Source organism: Nocardia sp. NPDC051756 (assembly GCF_040681495.1).
Lineage (GTDB): Bacteria > Actinomycetota > Actinomycetes > Mycobacteriales > Mycobacteriaceae > Nocardia.
In genome coordinates this window covers 63,048-85,038 of the sequence record NZ_JBFAYV010000011.1, presented here as the reverse complement: position 1 = coordinate 85,038, position 21,991 = coordinate 63,048, and the positions used below count along the sequence as shown (strand labels likewise).

The following is a 21,991-nucleotide window of genomic DNA, read 5'->3' as shown; positions in this document are numbered from 1 at the left end:
GCAAGTAAAATGGGTCGAATACCTGGGGCGCAAGGAGGGGTCATGTCACCCGATCCGCGGTATCCGAAGCATGGTCGACGTCGAGCGGCCCGAATGGTCCGCGCCGCCACGGTCCTCGCGGCGCTCACCACTCTTTCCCTGAGCACCACCCAGGCCTCCGCGCAGCCGTATCCGATCTACGGCGCGATCCGGATCGAATACGACGAGGCCGGCGGCGTCGGCTTCTTCGGTCTGGCGGTGAACGCGGAGTCCGATGCCTCCCGCGGCGGCCGCCACCAGGAGTTCGAGAAGGACAGCTCGATCTATTGGCATCCGCTGGTCTCCGACGGCCACGCCAACGAGATCGGCGGCGCGATCCGCGCCAAATGGGACGACCTCGGCGCGGAGGACGGCGCGTTGCGCTATCCCACCACCCGAGAGCTGGCGACCCGAAAGCCTGGTCGTTTCAACCACTTCGAGGGCGGCACCATCCACTGGTCGCGCGCGACCGGCGCGCACAACACCTGGGGCGCGATCCGGGACAAGTGGGCCACGCTGTCCTGGGAGGACGGCCGGCTCGGCTTCCCCGCCACCGACGAATTCCGCGCCAAGAACAATGGGGCCGGACAGCATTTCGAGGGCGGCTCCATCTATTGGTCGGCCGATACCGGCGCGCGGGTGATCGTCGGCGCGATCCGGGACATCTGGGCCAGCCAGAACTGGGAAAACGGTCGCTACGGCTATCCGATCAGCGACGAATACGACTACAACGGCGGCCGGGCCCAGGATTTCCAGGGCGGTCGAATCGAATGGCGGCCGCCGCGCTGAGCTATTTATGCATCCTGTGCATATGTCCGTCCGTCGAGGGTACGCGGTAATCGCAGCTACTTCGACGAATGGAGGCTCTGATGAACGTCGACAACGTTTCCGCGGACCGCGGCCCCAGGCTGAGGATTCCGCGCAGCCGCGGAGCCCTGGGCGGGCTCGCGGTGTTATTGCTCGGGATCTGGGGCGCCCTGATTCCGTTCATCGGGCCGTACTTCGATTTCGCCTACACCCCCGACGACTCCTGGGTGTGGACCTCGGCGCGTGGCTGGCTCGAGGTCCTGCCCGGCGCGACCGCGGTGGTCGGTGGTTGGCTGATGCTGGCCAGCCGTAACCGCCTGGTCGCCGGCTTCGGCGGCTGGCTGGCCGCGGCGGCGGGCCTGTGGTTCATCATCGGACCGTTTCTGGCGGACGCGCTGAGCATCGGCTCGCACGGCGACCCGGTCGCGACCTCCGACCTGAAACGCGCCGTCCTGCAACTGACCTTCTTCTACGGCCTCGGCGCGCTCATCCTGTTCTTCGCCGCCACCTCACTGGGCCGGTTGTCCGTGCGCACCGCCCGCGATATCGCCTTCGCCCAGCGTCAGGTCGCCGCTCGCGCCGACACCCGCGGTCCGATAGCCGACGTGCCGGAGCCGGTGGAAACCACCAACCGCCCCACCTTCGGCACCCAGCCACGACTGGACAAGCCGGGACTGGGCGGCGGTCACGCGTAACCGAGGGTCAGTTCGCGGGTGCGGTCGGTAATCCCTGGGCCCAGCTGCGCTCCTGGCCGCGCCGGGAAATCCGCCAGCCCTGCGGGGTGCGGACATACTCGTCGATGTACCACATGCCGAGCAGCGCGATCGGTGATTCGCCGTCCTCGGCCGGGAACGCGATCGCGTTGTAGGACATCACCCGCCCCGTCGCCCGGTCGCCGTCGACGTGGATTTCCGGGTTGCCCAGCAGGTGCTGGGAGGCGGGTAACTGCGCCATGCTCTCGGCGAGCCATTTCTTCATCTCGGGGAGCTTGCCCGCGATAGCGCCGAACGGGGTCAGGTCGATGTCGGCCTCGGGCACGAACACATTGTCCAAGGCCTCGAAATTCCGGCTATCGATCGCGGTCGAATACGCCACCTGCAATTCCTGAATCTCCAACCGGTCGGAGATCTCCTGAATGTCGAGCACCTAGCCTCCTAAAGCGATAACGAGAACTGAACGCCGTCGGCCGCGACGATTCGGGCACAGCCCCTGACGAGCTGAACTCGCCAGCCGATCGGCTGGCGAGGCGGGCCAAAGGGCTTGCGCGGTAAGGGTTATCGGAGTGTGGCGACGTGCTCGAGGATGGTTTTGCGGGCGGCCGCCCACGCCGGTGAGTTGGCGTCGGCGAACTCGCCGTGACCGATCCCGTCGAGGATTTGCAGATCTGCGGTCTCGCCTGCCCGTTGCGCGGCGGCGACGTAGCGCCGGCTCTGCGCGGGGGCAACGACGGTGTCCCGGTCGCCGTGCAGGGCGCTGATCCGCACGCCGACGGGCAGGTGGGCGATGGGGGAAGCCATTCGATAGCGATCCGGGACGTCGTCGGGCCGCCCGCCGAGCAGCTTGCGGACATACCCGTCACGTCCGTTGTTCACCGCGAACTCCAGATCCAGCACGCCGGCCATCAGGGTGGCGCTGCGAATGCGAATCGGGTTGAGCGCGCGTTCCGTACCGGTGGTCTGCCGGCCGGCCACCCACGCCGCCAGCTGCCCACCCGCCGAATGCCCGGCCAGATGGACCCGTTGCAGATCGAGCCGATTGCCGGAGCGCAGGTTCACCACGGTGGCCAGGGACCGCACCGCGTCATCGACGTCGGTAAGCGTGATCGGCCAGCCGCCGACGCCGTTGACCCGCCGATACTCGATGTTCCACACGGCGACGCCCGCCTGCGCCAGCGACGCGGCCAGCGGCCCGACATGGTCGAGCGTGCGATTCTGCGACCAGCCGCCGCCGTGGATCAGCACGACCACGGGATACGGCGCGGCGCCGGTGGTGGGGAGATACAGATCACCGAACATGTCGGGGGAGGCGCCGTAGGCGAGGCGCAGCGGGACGCCAGGCACGGCCGGTGCGGTATCGAGGGTTACCGCGGCGGTGAAAACCGGTTCGGTGGCGGTATTTCCGGCGATGACGGCGACGACCGCGAGGAGCGTCGCCAAGCCCAGTTTCCAGGCTCGGCGAATTCTTCCGCTGACCACGATCCTCAATACTCCCGCAACACCGACGACATCGTTGCCAACGTACTCGATGCCGCGCGGCCGGACACTATTGCGCGCACCGAGATTTCACCACCGCTATTCGGGGGCTCCTACCACCAGCCGAGCAACGGCTGTAGCCGACGGCCGAGCTCGTCGGCCAGTGAGCGCGAATAGCTTGCGGTCAGATGATGTTCGTCGTGGTAGACCAGGATATTGCCGATGGAGACCGGGCACACCGCGCCTTCGCAGACCGCGTCGGTGAGGTCGATCGGGTACACGTTCGGGAACGACCAGGTCGGCGCCAGCTCGGGGTTGATCGGGTCGAGCGCGTCCGTGCGTTTCATCCCGCAGCTGAGGCGATCGCCGCCCTTGGCCAAGCAGTCGATGGCCTTGTAGCGAACTCCGTTGCTCCGCAACCACGGGGTGTCGCGAATCGCGATGACGTTGAGGCCGCGTTCGCCGAGGGCCGACCAGACGTCGAGGTACTCGGGCGGGGTCTCGTCGCCGGTGTCGTCGCGCGGCCGGGTGCCGGTGGTGAACACCCAATCCGGCCGGTCGGCGCCGAGCCGCTCGATCACCTGCTGGGACCAGTCGCGGCAATCGGGGATCAGCTCGCCCTTGTACGTCGCGTCCTCGGCCAGGGTGAGCGGGCAGCCCATCTTCAGATAGACCTGGATGCGGAACGGATGCCGCTCGGCCAGCACCTCCAGCGCCGGCAGCCAGTGCTCGGCGTGCGAGCTGCCGACCACGGCGAGGGTGTGCTCGGCGTCCGGGTCGCCGTAGGTGCAGGTGATGAGTTCGGCGTTGTCCCAGTCGGCGATGCAGCCGTCTCCGGTAGGTGCGGGTGCGTCGGCGGGGGCTTCGAAAACCGTCGGCCGCATGCGCGCGTGCGGCGTGGGCCTGCCGGAGACCAAGGCTTCCGCTCCGGGATACAGCGTCGGATTCAAGGCGCCGACCGGTCGCGGCGGACTGACCCCCACCGCGATCTGCCACAGCCCGGTGACCGCGACCATCGGCACGGCCGCGGCCGTCACCACCCAGGTGGCGGTGCGCCGGGCTCGGATCGAATGATCCGCGCCGCCCTGCGAGCGCACCCGCAGCGGCTCCTCGACCACGCGGTGGGTGACCAAGGCCAGGACCACCGAGACCGCGATGATGCCCAGACCATCGAGCAGTCCCGCATTGGGCTGACCGCGTTCGGCGAGGTAGAAGATGAGGATCGGCCAATGCCACAGGTACAGGGGATAGGCGATATCCCCGAGCCAGCGAATCCCCGGCGTCGACAGGAGCCGATTGAACAGCGGCCGCTGATCGGCGGCGAGGTTGTTGCCCGAGACGATCAGCGCCGCGGCGGCACCGACCGGCAGCAGGGCGTACGGGCCGGGGAATCGGTTGGCCCCGTCGAGGATCAACCACCCGCACAGCACGACACCGGCCAGGCCGAGCCCCGCCAACCCGAACCGAAGTTTCTGCGGCAGGCGTAGATACGGGGCCGCGATGGCCAGGCCCGCGCCGACGAGCAATTCCCACGCTCTGGCAAAGCTGTCGTAGTAGTTCCAGCCCTGATGGGTGGCCGTCCCCGTCGCGGCGAGGCCGAACGACGCGACGGCGGCCACGACGATCACCACGCCCAGCACCGGTCGCAGCCGAGCTGTCCATTCGTTGCGCCGGCACGCCCAGGCGGTCCCGGCGACCAGCGCGAGCGCGACGAGATAGAACTGACCCTGCACCGACATCGACCACAGGTGCTGTAGCGGGCTCACCGACGGATCCGCGGCCAGGTAGTCCGACCAGGTCAGCGCGAGTTGCCAGTTCTGGTAGTAGAACATCGAGGCCAACGTCTGCGCCGCCACGTCCGACCACTGCGTGTAGGGCCGCATGATCACCGTCGCGGCCACGATCGCGGCCAGCACGACCGCCATCGCCGGAATCAGCCGGCGAGCGGTACGCCGCAGCGTGTGGGCTACACCCACCGACCCGGTCGATTCGGCCCGTCGCACCAGCAGTCCGGTGAAGAAGAAACCGGACAGGACCAGGAACACGTCCACGCCCCCGGACACCCGCCCGAACCACACGTGGAACACCACGACCAGCGCGATCGCCAGCCCGCGCAGCCCGTCCAGGTCCGCGCGATAGCTGGTCGATGCGGACTGGTCCGGCGGGGTTACACGCTCGTCCGGCGGAAGGGTCCATAGTGGGCGATGAATGGACACCGTACGAAGATTACTGCGCTGACCGCCCCTTCGGCGAATCCACCGCTAACCCGCCGGTGCCGGTCAGCCGTTGACGACCTGGGGTGCGGAGACGGATTTGAGGCCTTCGACGCCGAATTCGAGCCCGTAGCCGGACTGCTTGACGCCGCCGAACGGGATCATCGGGTGGACGCCGCCGTGTGAGTTGATCCAGACGGTGCCGGCTTCGAGGCGGGCGGCGATGGTGCGGGCGGTGGCCTTGTCGGCGCTCCAGACCGATGCGCCGAGGCCGACGTCGAGGGCGTTGGCCATGGTGATGGCGTCCTCGACGTCGTGGTAGCGGACGATCGGGAGAGCCGGACCGAACTGTTCTTCCGCGACCAAGGGGTTGTCGTTGTCGATGTCGGCGACCAAGGTGAGCGGATAGAAGTTGCCGGGGGCGGTGCGATCGGGGTCACCGCCGGTGAGCAGCGTGGCCCCCGAGGCGCGGGCCGCTTCGACCAAGCGGGAGACGATGTCGAACTGCTGACGGTTCTGGAGCGGGCCAAGGACATTGGCTTCGTGCAGCCCGCGACCCATCGGCGTGTTCGCGGCGATCTCGACGAGGGCCGCGCAGACGGCGTCGTAGACGTCGGTGTGGACGTAGAGGCGTTTCATGGCGGCGCAGGTCTGGCCGGTGTTGATGAACGCACCCCAGAACAGGTCGTCGGCGATCGCCTGCGGGTCTACGTCGGGCAGGACGATGCCCGCGTCGTTGCCGCCCAGTTCGAGGGTCAGTCGTTTCACGGTGTCGGCCGAACTCCTGATCACGGCCTGGCCGGTTCGGGTGGATCCGGTGAACATCACCTTGTCGATGTCCGGGTGGCCGGCCAGGCGGGCACCGACGTCACCCGCACCGGCGACCGCTTGCAGAACATCCTGGGGCAGAACGCTGTTGAGCACCTCGACCAGCGCGAGCACGCTCAGCGGGGTGTACTCCGAGGGCTTGACCACGGTGGTGTTGCCCATCCGCAGCGCGGGGGCGATCTGCCAGATGGTGATCATCATCGGCCAGTTCCACGGGCCGATCGCGCCGACCACGCCGAGCGGGCGGTAGCGCAGCTCCGCATGGGTGGTCTCGTCGTCGACCACCGTCTCGCCGGGCAATGTCGTTGCCGCAGTGGCCCGTAGCCACGAGACGCAGGCGCCGACCTCGAAACGGGCATTGGGGCCGTTGAGCGGCTTGCCCTGTTCCCGCGAAAGCAGTTCGGCGAGTGGCTCGGTCGCGGCTTCGACGGCGTCGGCGGCGCGCAACAGGAGATCGACGCGGTCCTCATCGCTGCGTGCGGCCCAAGCGATTTGCGCTGTACGGGCGCGGGCGATCGCCGCGTCGAGTTCCTCGACGGGCTGAAAACGGACTCGTCCAACCACCTCTCCGGTCGCGGGGTCGGGGATGGCCCGCCCGTCGGGGTCGGTGATGGTCGCGAGGAGGTTGTCGTAGCTGACTGCCGTTGACGTCATGGCCAGGTCCTTCTGTGTGGGCGATCAGTAACTGCCGCGGGGTGTTTCGCCGGGCGGCGAGCCGATGAATCGATGGGCGAGCGCTTCGGAGCCGCGGGCGAGCAGGGCGGCGTCCGCGCCGACCAGCAGGAACGTCGCCCCGTGGTGGGCGTAGGCCGTCGCCTGCGCCGGATCGAAAGCGTTGACGCCTACCGGTTTTCCGGCGTCGATGACGTCGGCGAAGGCTTTGCGCACCTGTGCGGTGACGTCGGGATGGGTCTGCTGACCGAGTAACCCCATCGCGGCCGCGAGGTCGCTGGGCCCGACGAAAACACCGTCGATGCCCGGCGTTTCGGCGATAGCGCGAGCGTTCTCGATGCCCTCCAGGGTCTCGATCTGCACGAACACCGAAACATGTTCGGCCGCATGGGGGAGATAGCCGTCGATGCGATTCCAGCGTGCGGAACGCGCCAGCGCGCTCCCTACTCCGCGCCGCCCGATCGGCGGATACTGCGCTGCCGCAGCGACATTCCGCGCCTGTTCGGCCGTGGAGATCATCGGCACCAGGATGTTCTGGGCCCCCAGATCCAAGACCTGCTTGATGACCACGGTATCGCCGACCGGCACCCGCACGACCGGCGTCACGGCATAGCCCGACACCGCATACAGCTGCGCCAGAACGGATTCCAACCCGTTCGGCGCGTGCTCCATATCGATGAGCACCCAGTCGAGCCCGGACCCGGCCATGATCTCGGCCACCACCGGCGACCCGGTGGTGATCCACCCGCCGTACAGCGCCCGGTCGGCGTCGGCCAGCGCATCGCGCAACGTCCGATTCAGGTGAATCGGCATGAGATCGTTCCCATCGGTCCGTAGTCGGCGAGGATGGTGTCGCCCTGTTCGACCCACAGCGGGCGGGTGAACGACCCGGCGAGCACGATCTCGCCGGCGTCCAGCCGATCGCCGTGCTCGCCGAGCTTGTTCGCCAGCCAGGCAACTCCGGTCGCGGGATGGTTGAGTACGGCGGCGGCGACCCCCGATTCCTCGATCGTCTCGTTGCGGTACAGCAACGCGGAGACCCAGCGCAGGTCGATCTCGTTGGGCCGCACCGGATTGCCGCCGTAAACCATTCCGCCCATCGCCGCGTTGTCGCTGATCGTGTCGACGATGGTCCGGCCGGGCAGGTCGATCCGCGAGCTCAGGATCTCCAGCGCCGGAACCACGTACTCGGTGGCCCGCAGAACATCGAAGATCGTCGCGCCGGGACCGTCGACCGGAGCGCCGAGCACGAAGGCGAGTTCGACCTCGATCCGCACATTGGCGAACCGGCCGTGCTCGATGACCGACCCGTTGTCGAAGACCATGTCGGCGAAGATGGCACCGTAGTCCGGCTCGGTGATGCCGGTCGCCGCCTGCATCACCTTGCTGGTGAGCCCGATCTTCCGGCCGACGGGTTTCCGCCCGCTCTCGATGCCCCGGCGACGCCATTCGTTCTGCACCGCATAGGAATCCGCCACGGTCATGCCGGGATAGCGAGCGGTCAGCAGCGGGATGGTGCGGCGGTCCCGCTCGGCCGCGGCCAACTCGTCGGCGATCGTCGTGATCGCCTCGGTGGGCAGCATCGATGCTCCTCTCAGAGTTGCGCGCCGAGCTTGAATTCGCCCTGCGTCCGGTCGGTTTCGGACTTGCGGGTGTAAGAGAACCCGTCGGCGCCGATGGTCACGGCCATCTCCGATTCGTCGGTCCGCATGGCGACCGGCTGTGGGTTGCCGTCCAGGTCCAGCACGGGTGAGGCGTCGGTGTACCAGCTCGGTACCACCGGGCTGCCCCACCAGTCGCGTCGCTGGTTGTCGTGCACATCCCAGGTGACCACGGGGTTGTCCGGATCGCCGGTGTAGTAGTCCTGGGTGTAGATCTCGACGCGATGCCCGTCGGGGTCGCGGAGGTACAGGTAGAAGGCGTTGGAGACGCCGTGCCGGCCGGGTCCGCGTTCGATCAGGTCGGACATCCGCAGCGCGCCGAGCTTGTCGCAGATGGCGATGATGTTGTGCTTCTCGTGGGTTGCGAACGCCACGTGATGCATTCGCGGCCCGTCCCCGCCGGTCATCGCGGTGTCGTGCACCGTGGACTTGCGCCGCAGCCACGCCGCGTACACCGTGCCGCAGGCATCCTGGATATCCTCGGTGACCCGGAAGCCCAAGTCCTCCATGTACTTCACCGCGCGCGGGACGTCGGGCGTGACCTGATTGAAGTGGTCGAGCCGGACCAGCGCGCCCGGGCCGTACAGCTCGTAGTGCCAGGCGAGGCGCTCGACATGCTCGACGTCGTAGAAGAATTCGTACGGAAAGCCGAGCGGGTCCTCGACCCGCACCGAGTCCCCGATGCCCTTGGTGAAGCCCGTCGCGCGCCGCTCGACCCGGCAGCCCAGCTCGGTGTAGAACTCGACGGCCCGGTCCAGTTCCGCGGCGCTACGCACCCGGTAGGCGAACGCCGCGACGGCGGCGACCGGACCCTGCCGGAGCACCAGGTTGTGGTGGATGAATTCCTCGAATGACCTGAGGTAGACGGTGTTCTCGTCCTCCTCGGTCACCACGAGGCCGAGGATATCGACGTAGAAGCGACGTGATCGCGCCAGGTCCGTGACGACGAGTTCCATGTACGCACACCGCACCACATCCGGCGGCGCGGCCTCCGGCGTGCGAATGGGGTTACCCGCGCGGATCGGATCCGCAACGGTCACAACGGGTTCGGGGGAGTCTGGGGTGACGGTCACGATGGTTCCTGCTTGCCGAAGGTCGGGTTGTGCGCCGCGCCCAGGGTGATGTGCACGGCCTGCTGATCGGTGTAGAAGTCGATGGAGCGGTAGCCGCCCTCGTGGCCGAGCCCGGAGGCCTTCACACCGCCGAATGGGGTCCGTAGATCGCGGACGTTGTTGGAGTTGAGCCACACCATGCCAGCCTCGACCGCCTGCGCGAAGGTGTGCGCGCGCCTGAGATCGTTGGTCCAGACGTAGGCGGCCAGGCCGTACCGGACGCCGTTGGCGAGGGCGAGCGCCTCCTCCTCGGTGTCGAACGGCGTGATCGCGACGACCGGGCCGAAGATCTCCTCCTGGAAGATCCGGGCCTCCGGCTCGACATCGGCGAATACCGTTGGCGCGACGAAGTTTCCGGTCTCGAAACCATCGGGACGGCCACCGCCCGCGACCAGACGGCCCTCGGACTTGCCGAGCTCGACGTAGCTCATCACCTTGTCGTAGTGCTCCGGATGCACCAGGGCGCCGACCTCGGTATCCGGGTCGTGCGGATAGCCGACGACCACCCGTTTCGCCTGTGCGGCATAGCGTTCGACGAACTCGTCGTAGATCGGCCGCTCGACGAGGATCCGGCTCCCCGCGGTGCACCGCTCGCCGTTGAGCGAGAACACGCCGAAGATGGTCGCGTCGATGGCTGCGTCCAGGTCGGCATCGGCGAACACGACGGCGGGGCTCTTGCCGCCCAGTTCCATCGACAAGCCCTTCAGCGACGCGGCGGCGTTGCCGAAGATGATCTGCCCGGTGCGGCTCTCGCCGGTGAACGAGATCAGCGGCACGCCAGGATGTTTCACCAGCGCGTCGCCTGCCTCCGCGCCGAGCCCGTTGACCAGATTGAACACCCCGTGCGGCAGCCCGGCCTCCTCGAAGATCCCGGCCCACAGCGACGCCGACAGCGGCGTGAACTCGGCGGGCTTGAGCACCACCGTGTTTCCGGTGGCCAGCGCCGGCGCGAGCTTCCAGGACTCCAGCATGAACGGGGTGTTCCACGGCGTGATCAACCCGGCGACGCCGATCGGCTTGCGGTTGACGTAATTGAGCTGCTGCCCTGGCACCTTGTAGGCGTCGTCCACCTGGGCGACCACGAGATCGGCGAAGAACCGGAAGTTCTCCGCCGCGCGTCGAGCCTGGCCGAGCGCCTGCGTGATCGGCAACCCCGAATCGAACGATTCGAGCTCGGCCAGCCGCGCGTCCCGGGATTCCACGATGTCCGCGATCCGATGCAGGACGCGCGACCGCTCGCGCGGCAGCATCCGCGGCCACGGCCCGGCGGTGAAGGCCTTGGTCGCCGCGATCACCGCGAGGTCGATGTCGGCCTGTTTACCCGCGGCCGCCTGGACGTAGACCTCGTTGGTAACGGGATCGAGCACGCCGAACGTCGCACCGTCCACCGAGTCGACGAACACGCCGTCGATGTAGTGCTGGATGCGCGTCGGTAGGTCCGAGGGCATGTGCGGGGTGGCGGGGGTGCGCACCGCGTTCGTCATCAGCGACTCCAGGTTCGAGGTTCAGAGGGCGGTTAGGCCGGAGGGTTCGTCGGGGTGCTCGTGGGCCAGGTAGGCGTCGAGGGTGGCCGAGCGATGGCGGCGGGCGACCTGCTCGATCTCGCCGAGCGGGGCGCCGGTCTCGATGAGGTGCACGATGTTCTCGTGTTCGCGTACCGATTCGTGCGCCCGGCCGGGCACGAAGGAGAAGGTGGACGAGCGCAGGTGGCCCAGGCGCGACCATTCCGCCTCGACCAGGGTGACGATGCGCGGATTCACACACTTGGTGAACAGGATCGCGTGGAACTCGTGGTTGAGCGCGGTGAACGCGCTCGGGTCGAAATCGTCCAGGGACTCGATCATTCGTTCGTTGACCGCCCGTGCCCGGCGCAGGTCGTCCTCGGATAATCGACCGGCCGCCAGCGCCGTCGCCGCGCCTTCGAGCACGCTGAGCGCCTGCATGCTGTGCCGATACTGCGAGTCGTCCACCATCGAAACCTGAGCGCCCACATTGCGTTCGAAGGTGATCAGGCCCTCGGCCTCGAGCTGCCGGATCGCTTCGCGCACCGGAACCACGCTCATGTCGAGATCCTTGGCGATGGCGCTGAGCACCAGCCGGTAGCCCGGCGTGTACTCCTGCCGCGCGATCCGGTCCTTGATCCAGTGATACGCGAGCTGGGACTTGCTCTGCGTACCACTGGAATTCACTGCTTCTGCCGCCACTGTCGGTACCTCGCCTTCCATTCCGCATCGGGGGGAAACAGCCCGGCCACCGGATGACCGGCGCAGACCTGCTCGGCGATCCAGCCGTCTTGGATCTCCTGCTCGAGCGCATCGTCGACCACTGCTTCGGCGATGTTCGAGGGTAGGACGATCACACCATCCCCGTCGCCGACGATGATGTCGCCGGGCTGGACCGTGGCGCCACCACAGGAAATGGTGAGGTCGCAATCCCAGGGCACGTGCTTGCGGCCGAGTACCGCCGGATGCGGACCGGCGGAGAAAACCGGGAGACCGATGTCGGCGACGGCGTCGTGGTCACGCACTCCGCCGTCGGTCACCACGCCGGCGGCCCCGCGCACCTGGGCGCGGAGGGCGAGAATGTCGCCCAGCGTGCCCGATCCGGTCTCGCCGCGAGCCTCGATGACGATGACCTCGCCCGGCGCCACGGTGTCGAACACCCGCTTCTGCGCGTTGTAGCCGCCGCCGTGCGCGAGGAACAGGTCTTCGCGATTCGGCACGAACCGCAGGGTCCTGGCGGTGCCGACGAGCCGGGTTCCGGGCTGCACCGGACGCACGCCCTCGATGGACACGTTGTTCAGGCCGCGCTTGCGAAGCTGCTGCGACAGCGCCGCGACCGGCACCCTGGACAGCTTGGCGCGCAACTCCGCGGAGATCGCTGTCGCGGGAAGCCCTGCGGCGGAACGGGATCCCCACGCTTCGATCCGCTGGGTGTCGTCGGCCGACGGGAGGGAACCGAGGGCGTCGTCGAACTCGTGGGTGCCCTGCACGACCGTGGTGACCAGACGCCCGGAGCTGGGCGCATCGACCGTATCGGGTGCGTCGACCTCTACTTCGACCACGTCGCCGGGGACGACGACCGAAGAGCCGGCCGGGGTTCCGGTGAGGATGACATCGCCGGGTTCGAGGGTGAAGTGCTGCGAGAGGTCCGAAACCAGCTGGGGGAGTGGGAAGATCATCCCCGACGCGGAGTCCTCTTGGGCGAGAACACCATTGACCCACGTGCGTACTCGCAGCACCGCGGGCTCGACGGTTCGCGCATCGATCAGGTCGGGCCCCAACGGCGTGAAGCCGTCACCGCCCTTGGATCGGATATTGGATCCCTTGTCGTTGGCGCGCAGGTCGTACAGGCCGAAGTCGTTACCCGCGGTAATCGCGGCGACATGCCGCCAAGCGGATTCGATCGGCACCCGGCGAGCGGAAGTGCCGATGATCAGCGCGATCTCGCCTTCGAACGCCAGAAGCTCTGTGCCGCGCGGCCTTTCGATGACACCGCCGCTCCCCGCGACCGAGCTGCTCGGCTTCAGGAAGTAGGACGGGTGCGCCGGTCGACGGCCCCGCTGATCCGCCCGGGAGGCATAGCTGAGATGGACCGCGATGATCTTGCCCGGCCTGGTCGGCAAGCCGGAAAACCGACGATCACCTGCGTCGATGTCGATCTTCATGGACCTCCTCAAACCGCTCTTGCATCGTATCTCAAATCGTATATCATCGGTGAAGCGACCCGCAAGTGACGCAGATCGCATTTCGAAGTCGTCGTGATCTCCGGCGCTACCTACCCCGGCATCGCCGACGACGAGCACAACCCGAAGGAGTCCCAGATGAGCGCGCCACCCCGGTCTGGGCCACCGAATGTCAGCGAAACCGACCGCCGCCGAGTCGTTTTCGCCACCGTGGTCGGGACGACCGTCGAGTGGTACGACTTCTTCGTCTACGCGGGCGCCGCCGGCCTGGTCTTCGGCAAGCTCTTCTTCCAGCCCGCCGGGGAGGGGATCGCTACCATCCTGTCCTTCCTCACGGTGGGGATCAGTTTCCTGTTCCGCCCGCTGGGCGCGTTCCTCGCCGGTCATTTCGGCGACAAGTACGGACGACGGGTCATCCTGCTGGTCACGCTGGTGGCGATGGGCGGCGCGACGACCCTGATCGGCCTGCTGCCGACCTACGCGGTCGCCGGCCTCGCCGCGCCGATCCTGCTGATCCTGCTGCGCATCCTGCAAGGGATCTCGGCCGGCGGTGAATGGGGTGGCGCGGTGCTCATGGCGGTCGAGCACGCACCACCCGGCCGGCGTGGGGTATTCGGCGCCGCTCCACAGGTGGGTGTTCCGCTCGGCTTGCTATCCGCCTCCGGTGTGCTGGCATTGATGACGATGATCGCACCCGGCGACGCCTTCCTCGAATGGGGTTGGCGCGTCCCGTTTCTGCTCTCGATCGTGCTGATCCTCATCGGTCATTACATTCGCCGGCGGGTCGAGGAGAGTCCGGTCTTCGTCGAGATCGCCGAACGCAGCGAGCAGGCCACGACCCCCATCGTCGAGCTGTTCCGCAGACACGGTCTGCTCGTGCTGGTCGCGGCGTTCGCCTTCGCGGGCAACAGTGCGGTGGGGTACATGACCACCGGCGGCTATATCCAGAATTACGCCACCGATCCGCATGGACCGGTCGGCCTCGCCCGCGGCCCGGTGCTGTGGGCGGTCGCCGGCTCCGCCGTCACCTGGCTGATCTGCACCTGGATCGGCGCCGCGCTGAGCGACCGGATCGGCAGGCGCACAACCTATCTCATCGGCTGGGTGCTCCTACTTGCCGCATTGTTCCCGCTCTTCCCGCTGGTGAATACCGGGAACCCGTGGCTGCTCTGGTGCGGGCTGGCGCTGCTGACCGTCGGCCTCGGATTCACCTACGGTCCGCAAGCCGCGTTCTACGCCGAGCTATTCCCGGCCTCGGTCCGATTCTCCGGAGTGGCGGTTTCGTACGCGATCGGGGCGATCCTCGGCGGTGCCTTCGCGCCGACGATCGCCGCCGCGCTGGTGCGCGCCAGCGGGACAACCACGTCGGTCGTGCTGTATCTCGGCGGATTCGTCGTGGTCAGTTTCGTGGCCACGTTGCTCCTGCGCGACCGGCGCGCGATCCCGCTCGGTCCCGATCATGAAGCGGCACAGGCGGTAAGCCCGATCAGAGGAATGACGAGGGTCTGAACAGTGCAGTTCCATCATCACGGCTACGTGTCCACCGATCCGCGTGTGCAACCGGCCGCCGGTGTCGGCCTCGACCGGCCGGACGACATCCCCGACGCGGTCGACGTGCTCATCGTCGGCACCGGCCCGGCGGGCATGATCACGGCCGCTCAGCTGGCCCAGTTCCCGACGGTCGAGACCCGGATCATCGAGCAGCGCCCGGCCCGCCTGGCCATCGGGCAGGCCGACGGCATCCAGGCGCGCAGTGTCGAGACGTTCCAGGCATTCGGTTTCGCCGAGCGCATCGTCGCCGAGGCGTTCCGCATCACCGAAATGGCCTTCTGGAAGCCGGATCCCAATGATCCGTCGAAGATCGTCCGGGCGGCGCGGACCCGCGACGATCCGACCGGCATCAGCGAGTTCCCGCATCTGCTGGTCAACCAGGCGCGAGTGCTCGACTACTTCGCCGAGGCGATGGCCAACGCGCCGACGCGGATGCGGCCCGACTACGGATACCGGTTCCGCGACCTGGAGATCACCGACGGTGAGTATCCGGTGCGCGTGAGCTTGGTGCACACCGCGGGTGACCGCGCGGGACAGTCGCGCACGGTGGGCGCGAAGTATGTGGTCGGCGCGGACGGGGCGCACAGTCGCGTGCGTGACGCCATCGGCTGTGCTCCGCAGGGGGACAAAGCGTTCCACGCCTGGGGAGTGATGGACGCGCTGGCCGTCACGGACTTTCCCGATATCCGCACCAAGTGCGCCATCCAGTCCGGGACCGGCGGGAGCATCCTGCACATTCCGCGGGAGGGCGGCTACTTGTTCCGCATGTATGTCGATCTCGGTGAGGTCGCCGAGGACGACAACGGCAGGGTGCGCGAGACCAGCATCGAGGCGATCATCGAGCAGGCCAACGAGATCCTGCATCCGTACACCCTCGACGTCCGAGATGTCGCCTGGCACAGCGTGTATGAGGTCGGCCACCGCGTGACCGACCGCTTCGACGACGTACCGCTGGACGAGGCGGGCACCCGGACGCCGCGGGTGTTCATCGCCGGCGACGCGTGCCACACGCACAGCGCGAAGGCCGGGCAGGGCATGAATGTCTCGATGCAGGACGGATTCAACCTCGGCTGGAAACTCGGTCACGTGCTCAGCGGCCGGAGCCCGGAAACCTTGCTGGCGACGTATTCGGCAGAGCGACAAGTGATTGCGCAGAATCTCATCGACTTCGACCGGGAATGGTCGAGCATGATGGCCAAGCGCCCGGAAGAGTTCGAATCGCCCTCGGCGCTGGAGGACTTCTACGTCAAAACCGCGGAATTCCCGGCCGGATTCATGACCACCTACCAGCCGTCGATGATCGTCGGCGCACCGACGCATCAGACTCTCGCGAGCGGCTTTCCGATCGGGAAGCGCTTCAAGTCGGCGCCGGTTGTCCGGGTCGCCGATGCGAATCCGGTCCATCTCGGGCATCACCACCGAGCCGACGGTCGTTGGCGGATATACGCTTTCGCCGCCGACCCGGCAGTGGTCGGATCCGATGTCTCGGTGCTCGACCGGTGGGCGAGCTGGCTCGCCACGTCAGCCGAATCTCCGCTCGTCGCGTACACGCCGAAGAACGCCGACCGGGACACCGTCTTCGACGTGAAGGTCATCTACCGACAGGATCACACCGGCGTGGACATCGGCACGGTGCCGACGATCTTCCTGCCGACGGTCGGGCCGTTCCACGTCGTCGACTACGAGAAGGTCTACGCGACCGACCCGCAGGTCGACATCTTCGCCGAACGGGGCATCGATCGCCGCGGCGCGGTGGTTGTCGTGCGCCCGGATCAGTATGTGGCCGCGGTGTTTCCGCTCACCGCGACCACGGAACTAGCCCACTTCTTCGATCAGATCCTGCTGCCACCGCTGGAGTTCTCATGACCCTCGACCGTCCGGCGAACGAGCCGGTCGTCCACGATCACCAGCTGCGCCGGGGTTCGCTCGGCGTGTTCGGGGTGACGTTCTTCGTGATCTCCGCGGCCGCGCCGCTCACCGCCATGGCGGGCGGTGCGCCGGTGGCGATGCTGCTGGGCAACGGTGCGGGCGTGCCGGGCGCCTACATCCTGACCGTCGGCACGCTGCTGGTGTTCGCCGTCGGTTATACGGCGATGGCACGTCACCACACGAGCACCGGCGCGTTCTACTCCTACATCACCCGTGGTCTCCGTCAGCAATTCGGCGGTGCCGCAGCGTATCTCGCCCTGTTGAGCTACAACGCCATGCAGATCGGTCTCTGGGGACTGTTCGGCGCGGCGACCGGCGGGTTCTTCGCCGACGAGTTCGGCATCGACATCGACTGGTGGGTCTACGTATTGATCGGCATCGCCTTCGTCGCGGTGCTCGGCTACCGGCAGATCGATCTGTCGGTGAAGATGTTGTCGGTCTTGGTGGCCGCCGAGTTCCTCGTGGTGCTGGTGCTCGCGGTGGTGATCGCGGTGCGCGGCGGCGACTTCGGCACCACCTCGATGAGCGCCACCCCGCTGACGCCGAGCGCGCTGACCAGCGGCTCGCTCCCGATCGCGCTGCTGTTCTGCTTCGCGTCGTTCGTCGGATTCGAGGCCACCGCGATCTACAGCGAGGAGGCCGCGGACCCGAAGCGGACGGTGCCGCGGGCGACGTTCCTGTCCGTGCTCACCATCGGTGTCGTCTACACGGCCGTCACCTTCCTGATGATCAACGGCGCCGGCGTCGACAACACCCAGGGCTTCATCGAAAAGCTCGCCGATCCAACGACGTTCCTGTTCGAACTCTCGAATTCCTATATCGGGCCTTGGTATTCGACGATCATGCGGTTCTTGTTCTGCACCAGCGTCTTCGCGGCCGTGCTCGCGTTCCACAACGCGGTGGCCCGGTACAGCTACGCACTCGGGCGGGAGGGTCTGCTGCCTGCTCGTGCGGGCCGGACCCATGTTGTGCACCGCAGCCCGCATGTCGGTTCGGTCGCGCAGTCGGTGCTGGCGCTGGTGGTGGTCGGGGTGTTCGCGGTGACCGGGCAGGACCCCGTGCGGGCACTGTTCACCTGGCTGACCAACCTGGGCACGCTGGGCGTCATCGCGCTGATGGCCGCGTGCTCGTTCGCCGTCGTCGCGTTCTTTCATCGGAATCGTGACCTGGACGCGAACCTCGTCCGAACGCTGATCGCGCCGATGGTGGCCGGCGCGGCCCTGGTCGCCATCCTCGGATATGCGATCGGGAACTTCGATCTGCTCATCAGTGCCGGTGGTGTTCTCGTCTGGCTGCTGCCGGGATTGCTTCTGGTCGTCGCGGTTGCCGGAGTTGTTGCGGCGCTGGTACTTCGAGCGCGTTCGCCGCAGCGGTACGCGGAGATGGGACGTCACTATGTCTGACACGGTGCACACGAATGCGGCGGTGTGGACGGCCGACGAGGCGGTACCGCACGCGTCGTCGTTCCTGGTCCGAGACGGGCTCGTCGTCGCACTGGATCCCGCGCCCGGCGACCTGACCGGACGCGAGACCGTGGTCGATCACGGCGGCGCGTTCGTCATGCCTGGTCTGGGTGATGTCCACACGCACCATCTCGTGGCCGGCCGCGCCGACTTGTTCGAGCTGGCGTTGGACGCCACCGCCTCGCTCGACGCGGTGCTCACCGCCGTCGAGGAGTGGGCCGGCCGGCTCGAGCACGATGCGTGGGTCGTCGGCGGTGGGTGGGGAAGTACGCTCGCCCAGGCTGTTTCGAGTTCAGCTGTCCTGCGCAGGCTCGACCAGGCCGCTGGGGGACGGCCGGTGCTGCTGCGGGACGACAGTTGCCACAATCGGTGGGTCAGCTCGCGCGCCATGGAACTCGCGGGCATCAGCGCGTCCTCCCCGAACCCGGCCGACGGCGAGATCGTGCGCGACCGGGAGACCGGTGCTCCGGTCGGGCTGCTCATCGAATCGGCGCTCATTCCGGTGGAACGAGCCTACGCGTCGTCGCTGGGCGACAGCACCGCCCTCGATGCCGCCGGGTGCCGCAGGGCCGTCGAACTGTTGCACGGCTTCGGTATCACGCACTTTCAGGACGCGGCAGCGTCGTTGCCGATGCTGCGCGCGCTCGCCGAACTCGACCGGCGCGGCGACCTGAACGCCTGGGTGGTGACCTCGGCGCAGATCAACGACCGCATCTTCGGCACCGATCCGATCGGCGTCCCGCTGCTGGACGCGGCCGGGCAGTATCGGACCACCCACCACCGGCCCGACTTCGTCAAGATCTTCCTCGATGGCGTGCCCACCTCGCGCACCGCGTTGTTCCTCGAGCCGTACCTGCCGGACGCCCAGCACGGGGACGCCTGGGTGGGGGAGAGCGCGATGACTCCCGCCGAACTCACCGATTGGCTGGTCGAGGTGGCCCGGCGGGGGTTGGGTGCGAAGGTGCACTGCACCGGAGACGGCTCTGTCCGAATGCTTCTCGACGCTGTCGCCAAGGTCCGCGCCGCCGGTTACGCCAACACGATCGTGCAACTCGCGCACGGCGAGTACATCGACGAGGCGGATCTGCCCCGCGTCGCCGAGTTGAACGTCGTCGCGGATCTGTCTCCGCCGCTGTGGTTTCCGGGTGTCATCTTCGAGGCACATTGCCAGTGTATCCCGCGTGACCGAGCAATTCGTATGTGTCCCAACCGGACTCTGCTCGACTCGGGCGTGCTGCTGGCCGGCGGTTCGGACTGGCCGGTCACGCCGAGCCCGAATCCGTGGATCGGCATCCAGGGCTTGGTGACTCGGGCCGACCCCACGGGGGCGTTCCCGGGAACGCTGGGGCCGGAGCAGGCGCTGACCGTGGCCGAGGCGATGCGTGCGTACACGATCGGCGTCGCGCGCGCGACCGGTCTCGGCGCGGTCGCCGGTTCGCTGATGCCGGGCAAGTCCGCCGATTTCACTGTCCTGGACCGTGATCCGTTCGGCATCGACCCGGCCGAACTGATCGACACCAAGTCCGTACAAACCTGGTTCGCCGGACGTCCGGTCCATCCCTCGGTGCCGTAAGGAAGCAGCATGGATACGCCCTCGATCGACTTTCTCTATCTCTCCGAACCCGACATGATCGCCGCCGGAGTCACCGACATGCCCGCCTGCGTGGACGCCATGCAGGAGACCTTCGTGCTGCTGCACCGGGGCGATTACCGTATGGCGGGTCCGAACAGCGATTCGCACGGGGCGATGATCACCTTTCCGGACGCCTCGCCGTTCCCGAATATGCCCGCCAATACCGCGGAGCGGCGGTTCATGGCGATGCCCGCCTACCTCGGCGGCAGCTTCGGCACCAGCGGGATGAAGTGGTACGGATCGAATATCGCCAACCGCGACAAGGGATTACCGCGGTCGATTCTCATGTTCCTGCTCAGCGATACCGATACCGGTGCGCCGCTCGCGCTCATGTCGGCGAATCTGTTGTCCGCCTATCGAACTGGCGCGGTGCCGGGGGTCGGCGCTCGCCTGTTGGCTCGTCCGGACTCGCGCGTGGTCGGCATCGTCGGTCCCGGCGTGATGGCGCGAACCTCGCTCGCCGCGTTCGTGGCGGCCTGTCCGAACCTCGATACCGTCAAGATCAAGGGCCGCGGTCAAGGCAGTATCGACGCCTTCGGCAAATGGGTCGCCGAGGAGTATCCGCAGCTCGAAACGATCATCGTGGACACGATCGAGGACGCGGTGCGCGACAGTGACATCGTCACCTACTGCACCACCGGCGTGCCCGGTGATCCGGCGAATTATCCGACTGTCGTGCGGGATTGGGTGCGGCCGGGCGCGTTTCTGAGCATGCCCGCCATGTGCGATATCGACGAATCCATGCAGGGACCGGACGTCCGCAAGGTCGTCGACAACGTCCGCCTCTACGAGGCGTGGGCCGAGGAGGTCGGCCACCCGGTGCACAACCGGATCCCGATCCTCGGCTGCAAGTTCATGGACATGATCCAGGCCGGGGTGATGCGCGAGGACGATCTGGTGGACCTGGGCGCGATCGCCGCCGGGGCGCAGACCGGTCGCCGCGGCGACGACGAGATCGTGCTCTTCTCGGTCGGCGGCATGCCCGTCGAGGACGTCGCCTGGGGGACCGTGGTGTACCGAAACGCCGTCCAGCGAGGCATCGGCACCACCCTGAACCTGTGGCATTCGCCCGCACTGGCATGACGACGGAAAGGGCTCGAACAATGGACGCGGATGTGGTCGTCATCGGCTTGGGCAGCGCGGGTTCGATGGCGTTGTGGCAGTTGGCGAAACGCGGACTCGACGTGATCGGCATCGAACAGTTCGGTGTCGGTCACGCCCGCGGGTCGTACGCCGGCGACTCTCGCCTGTTCCGCTCCGCCGTGCACGAGGGGCCGCGGTACGTGCCGCGGCTGCGGCGGGCGCGCGAGTTGTGGCAGGAACTGGAGCGGGAGAGCGGCAGACACCTCTACGACGAATGCGGCGCGTTACAGATCGGTGCGGCGGGGTCGGGCGGCATCGCCAAATCCATTGCCTCGGCGGAGGAATTCGAGTTGCCGCACGAGGTGCTCGACGCGGCTGCCTTGCGTGCGCGCTATCCGCAACATCGCGTGGACGACGACACCGTCGCCGTATTCGATCACCACGCGGGCAGCCTGTACCCCGAAGCGAGCGTCCTGGCCGCCGTCGAAGCGGCCAGATCCCATGGCGCGCGGATCATTACCAACGCCGAGGTCACCGACTTCGACGAATGCGGCGGCCGACTGGAGATCGTGACGCCCGATGTCCGGGTAACGTGCGCCAAAGTCGTGGTGGCCACCGGATCGTGGACCCTCCGGCTCCGCCCGGACCTCAAGGGATTCCTCCAGATCCTGCCGCTCTCGCTCACCTGGTTCATGCCGCATCATCCCGAATTGTTCACCGCGGAACGCTTTCCGGCGTTCATCCGCGACGAGGACGGCGTGCACCTCTACGGCACACCCAGCCACGATTCCTACAGCGTGAAGGTGGCGACGGAGCCGCTGTGGGCCGCCATCTCCGGACCCGACGACGTGCCCGCCTTCAGTCGCGCCGATCTGCGCCGAATCAGCAGCTGGGCAGCGGATTTCATCCCGGATCTGAACCCCGAACCGGTCCGCTACTCGATGCACCACGACATCTTCGCGCCCGGCGACCTGCCCCTCGTCGATCTCGACGAGGACACCGGAATGCTGCTGCTCACCGCGTTCTCCGGGCGCGGCTTCAAATTCGCGCCGGTGTTCGGCGAGATCGCCGCCGATCTGCTCACCGGAACCCGAAACGAGCTCTGGGACCCCGGTTTCGCGCTGTCCGCGCACCCGCGGTGAGT

18 protein-coding genes are annotated in these 21,991 nt (G+C 67.4%); 8 read left to right on the top strand and 10 right to left on the bottom strand.

All coding sequences use genetic code 11. The features are described from left to right. Positions 1 to 42: 42 nt before the first annotated feature. Both AB0M22_RS38090 and AB0M22_RS38085 read left to right on the top strand, forming a co-directional pair. On the top strand, positions 43 to 807 hold the full coding sequence (locus tag AB0M22_RS38090) for a hypothetical protein (protein ID WP_364737281.1): 765 nt from the start codon (positions 43 to 45) through the stop codon (positions 805 to 807). A gap of 80 nt (positions 808 to 887) precedes the next feature. Further along, complete coding sequence (locus AB0M22_RS38085; RefSeq protein ID WP_364737279.1) at positions 888 to 1,520, top strand: hypothetical protein; 633 nt, start codon at positions 888 to 890, stop codon at positions 1,518 to 1,520. 7 nt (positions 1,521 to 1,527) lie between these two features. On the opposite strand, the gene AB0M22_RS38080 is transcribed toward AB0M22_RS38085, so the two are convergent. From AB0M22_RS38080 to AB0M22_RS38035, 10 genes are all read right to left on the bottom strand, one after another. Further along, positions 1,528 to 1,971, bottom strand: a complete 444-nt coding sequence (locus AB0M22_RS38080) for a nuclear transport factor 2 family protein (RefSeq protein WP_364737277.1) — start codon at positions 1,969 to 1,971, stop codon at positions 1,528 to 1,530. Positions 1,972 to 2,099: 128 nt separating this feature from the next. Beyond that, a complete protein-coding gene (locus tag AB0M22_RS38075; RefSeq protein WP_364737275.1) occupies positions 2,100 to 3,020 on the bottom strand; it encodes an alpha/beta hydrolase in 921 nt (306 codons plus the stop codon). Between the two features lie 110 nt (positions 3,021 to 3,130). Further along, positions 3,131 to 5,233 (bottom strand): acyltransferase family protein, encoded by a 2,103-nt coding sequence (locus AB0M22_RS38070; protein WP_364737273.1) that lies wholly within the window; start codon positions 5,231 to 5,233, stop codon positions 3,131 to 3,133. Positions 5,234 to 5,296: 63 nt separating this feature from the next. Next, positions 5,297 to 6,712 (bottom strand): aldehyde dehydrogenase family protein, encoded by a 1,416-nt coding sequence (locus tag AB0M22_RS38065; RefSeq protein ID WP_364737271.1) that lies wholly within the window; start codon positions 6,710 to 6,712, stop codon positions 5,297 to 5,299. Between the two features lie 24 nt (positions 6,713 to 6,736). Continuing rightward, on the bottom strand, positions 6,737 to 7,543 hold the full coding sequence (locus AB0M22_RS38060; protein WP_364737269.1) for an HpcH/HpaI aldolase/citrate lyase family protein: 807 nt from the start codon (positions 7,541 to 7,543) through the stop codon (positions 6,737 to 6,739). Beyond that, positions 7,528 to 8,313 (bottom strand): 2-oxo-hept-4-ene-1,7-dioate hydratase, encoded by a 786-nt coding sequence (gene hpaH / locus AB0M22_RS38055; RefSeq protein WP_364737267.1) that lies wholly within the window; start codon positions 8,311 to 8,313, stop codon positions 7,528 to 7,530. Before hpaH ends, AB0M22_RS38060 begins: the two co-directional genes overlap by 16 nt. Before the next feature lie 11 nt (positions 8,314 to 8,324). Continuing rightward, positions 8,325 to 9,431: a 3,4-dihydroxyphenylacetate 2,3-dioxygenase gene (gene hpaD, locus AB0M22_RS38050; protein WP_364737500.1), complete on the bottom strand. Its 1,107-nt coding sequence runs from the start codon at positions 9,429 to 9,431 to the stop codon at positions 8,325 to 8,327. A 29-nt stretch (positions 9,432 to 9,460) separates the two neighbouring features. Beyond that, positions 9,461 to 10,987: a 5-carboxymethyl-2-hydroxymuconate semialdehyde dehydrogenase gene (gene hpaE, locus AB0M22_RS38045; protein WP_364737265.1), complete on the bottom strand. Its 1,527-nt coding sequence runs from the start codon at positions 10,985 to 10,987 to the stop codon at positions 9,461 to 9,463. Between the two features lie 21 nt (positions 10,988 to 11,008). Continuing rightward, positions 11,009 to 11,728, bottom strand: coding sequence for a GntR family transcriptional regulator (locus AB0M22_RS38040; RefSeq protein WP_364737263.1), 720 nt, complete (start codon positions 11,726 to 11,728; stop codon positions 11,009 to 11,011). After that, complete coding sequence (locus AB0M22_RS38035) at positions 11,689 to 13,170, bottom strand: fumarylacetoacetate hydrolase family protein (RefSeq protein WP_364737261.1); 1,482 nt, start codon at positions 13,168 to 13,170, stop codon at positions 11,689 to 11,691. Before AB0M22_RS38035 ends, AB0M22_RS38040 begins: the two co-directional genes overlap by 40 nt. Positions 13,171 to 13,326: 156 nt before the next feature. Here AB0M22_RS38035 and AB0M22_RS38030 point away from each other — a divergent pair, with 156 nt between their 5' ends. From AB0M22_RS38030 to solA, 6 genes are read left to right on the top strand one after another with little or no spacing between them, the layout of a single operon-like run. Continuing rightward, entirely contained in the window at positions 13,327 to 14,697 is a 1,371-nt protein-coding gene (locus AB0M22_RS38030; protein ID WP_364737498.1) for an MFS transporter, read from the top strand. Between the two features lie 3 nt (positions 14,698 to 14,700). Beyond that, positions 14,701 to 16,605, top strand: a complete 1,905-nt coding sequence (locus tag AB0M22_RS38025) for an FAD-binding monooxygenase (protein WP_364737258.1) — start codon at positions 14,701 to 14,703, stop codon at positions 16,603 to 16,605. Continuing rightward, the gene (locus AB0M22_RS38020; RefSeq protein ID WP_364737256.1) at positions 16,602 to 18,071 is read left to right on the top strand and encodes an APC family permease; all 1,470 of its coding nucleotides are present in this window, start codon (positions 16,602 to 16,604) and stop codon (positions 18,069 to 18,071) included. The genes AB0M22_RS38025 and AB0M22_RS38020 overlap by 4 nt, the downstream gene beginning before the upstream one ends. Continuing rightward, entirely contained in the window at positions 18,064 to 19,704 is a 1,641-nt protein-coding gene (locus AB0M22_RS38015; RefSeq protein WP_364737254.1) for an amidohydrolase, read from the top strand. The genes AB0M22_RS38020 and AB0M22_RS38015 overlap by 8 nt, the downstream gene beginning before the upstream one ends. Before the next feature lie 9 nt (positions 19,705 to 19,713). Next, complete coding sequence (locus AB0M22_RS38010; RefSeq protein WP_364737252.1) at positions 19,714 to 20,847, top strand: tyramine oxidase subunit B; 1,134 nt, start codon at positions 19,714 to 19,716, stop codon at positions 20,845 to 20,847. 20 nt (positions 20,848 to 20,867) lie between these two features. Then, a complete protein-coding gene (gene solA, locus AB0M22_RS38005; RefSeq protein WP_364737250.1) occupies positions 20,868 to 21,989 on the top strand; it encodes an N-methyl-L-tryptophan oxidase in 1,122 nt (373 codons plus the stop codon). Positions 21,990 to 21,991: the final 2 nt, after the last annotated feature.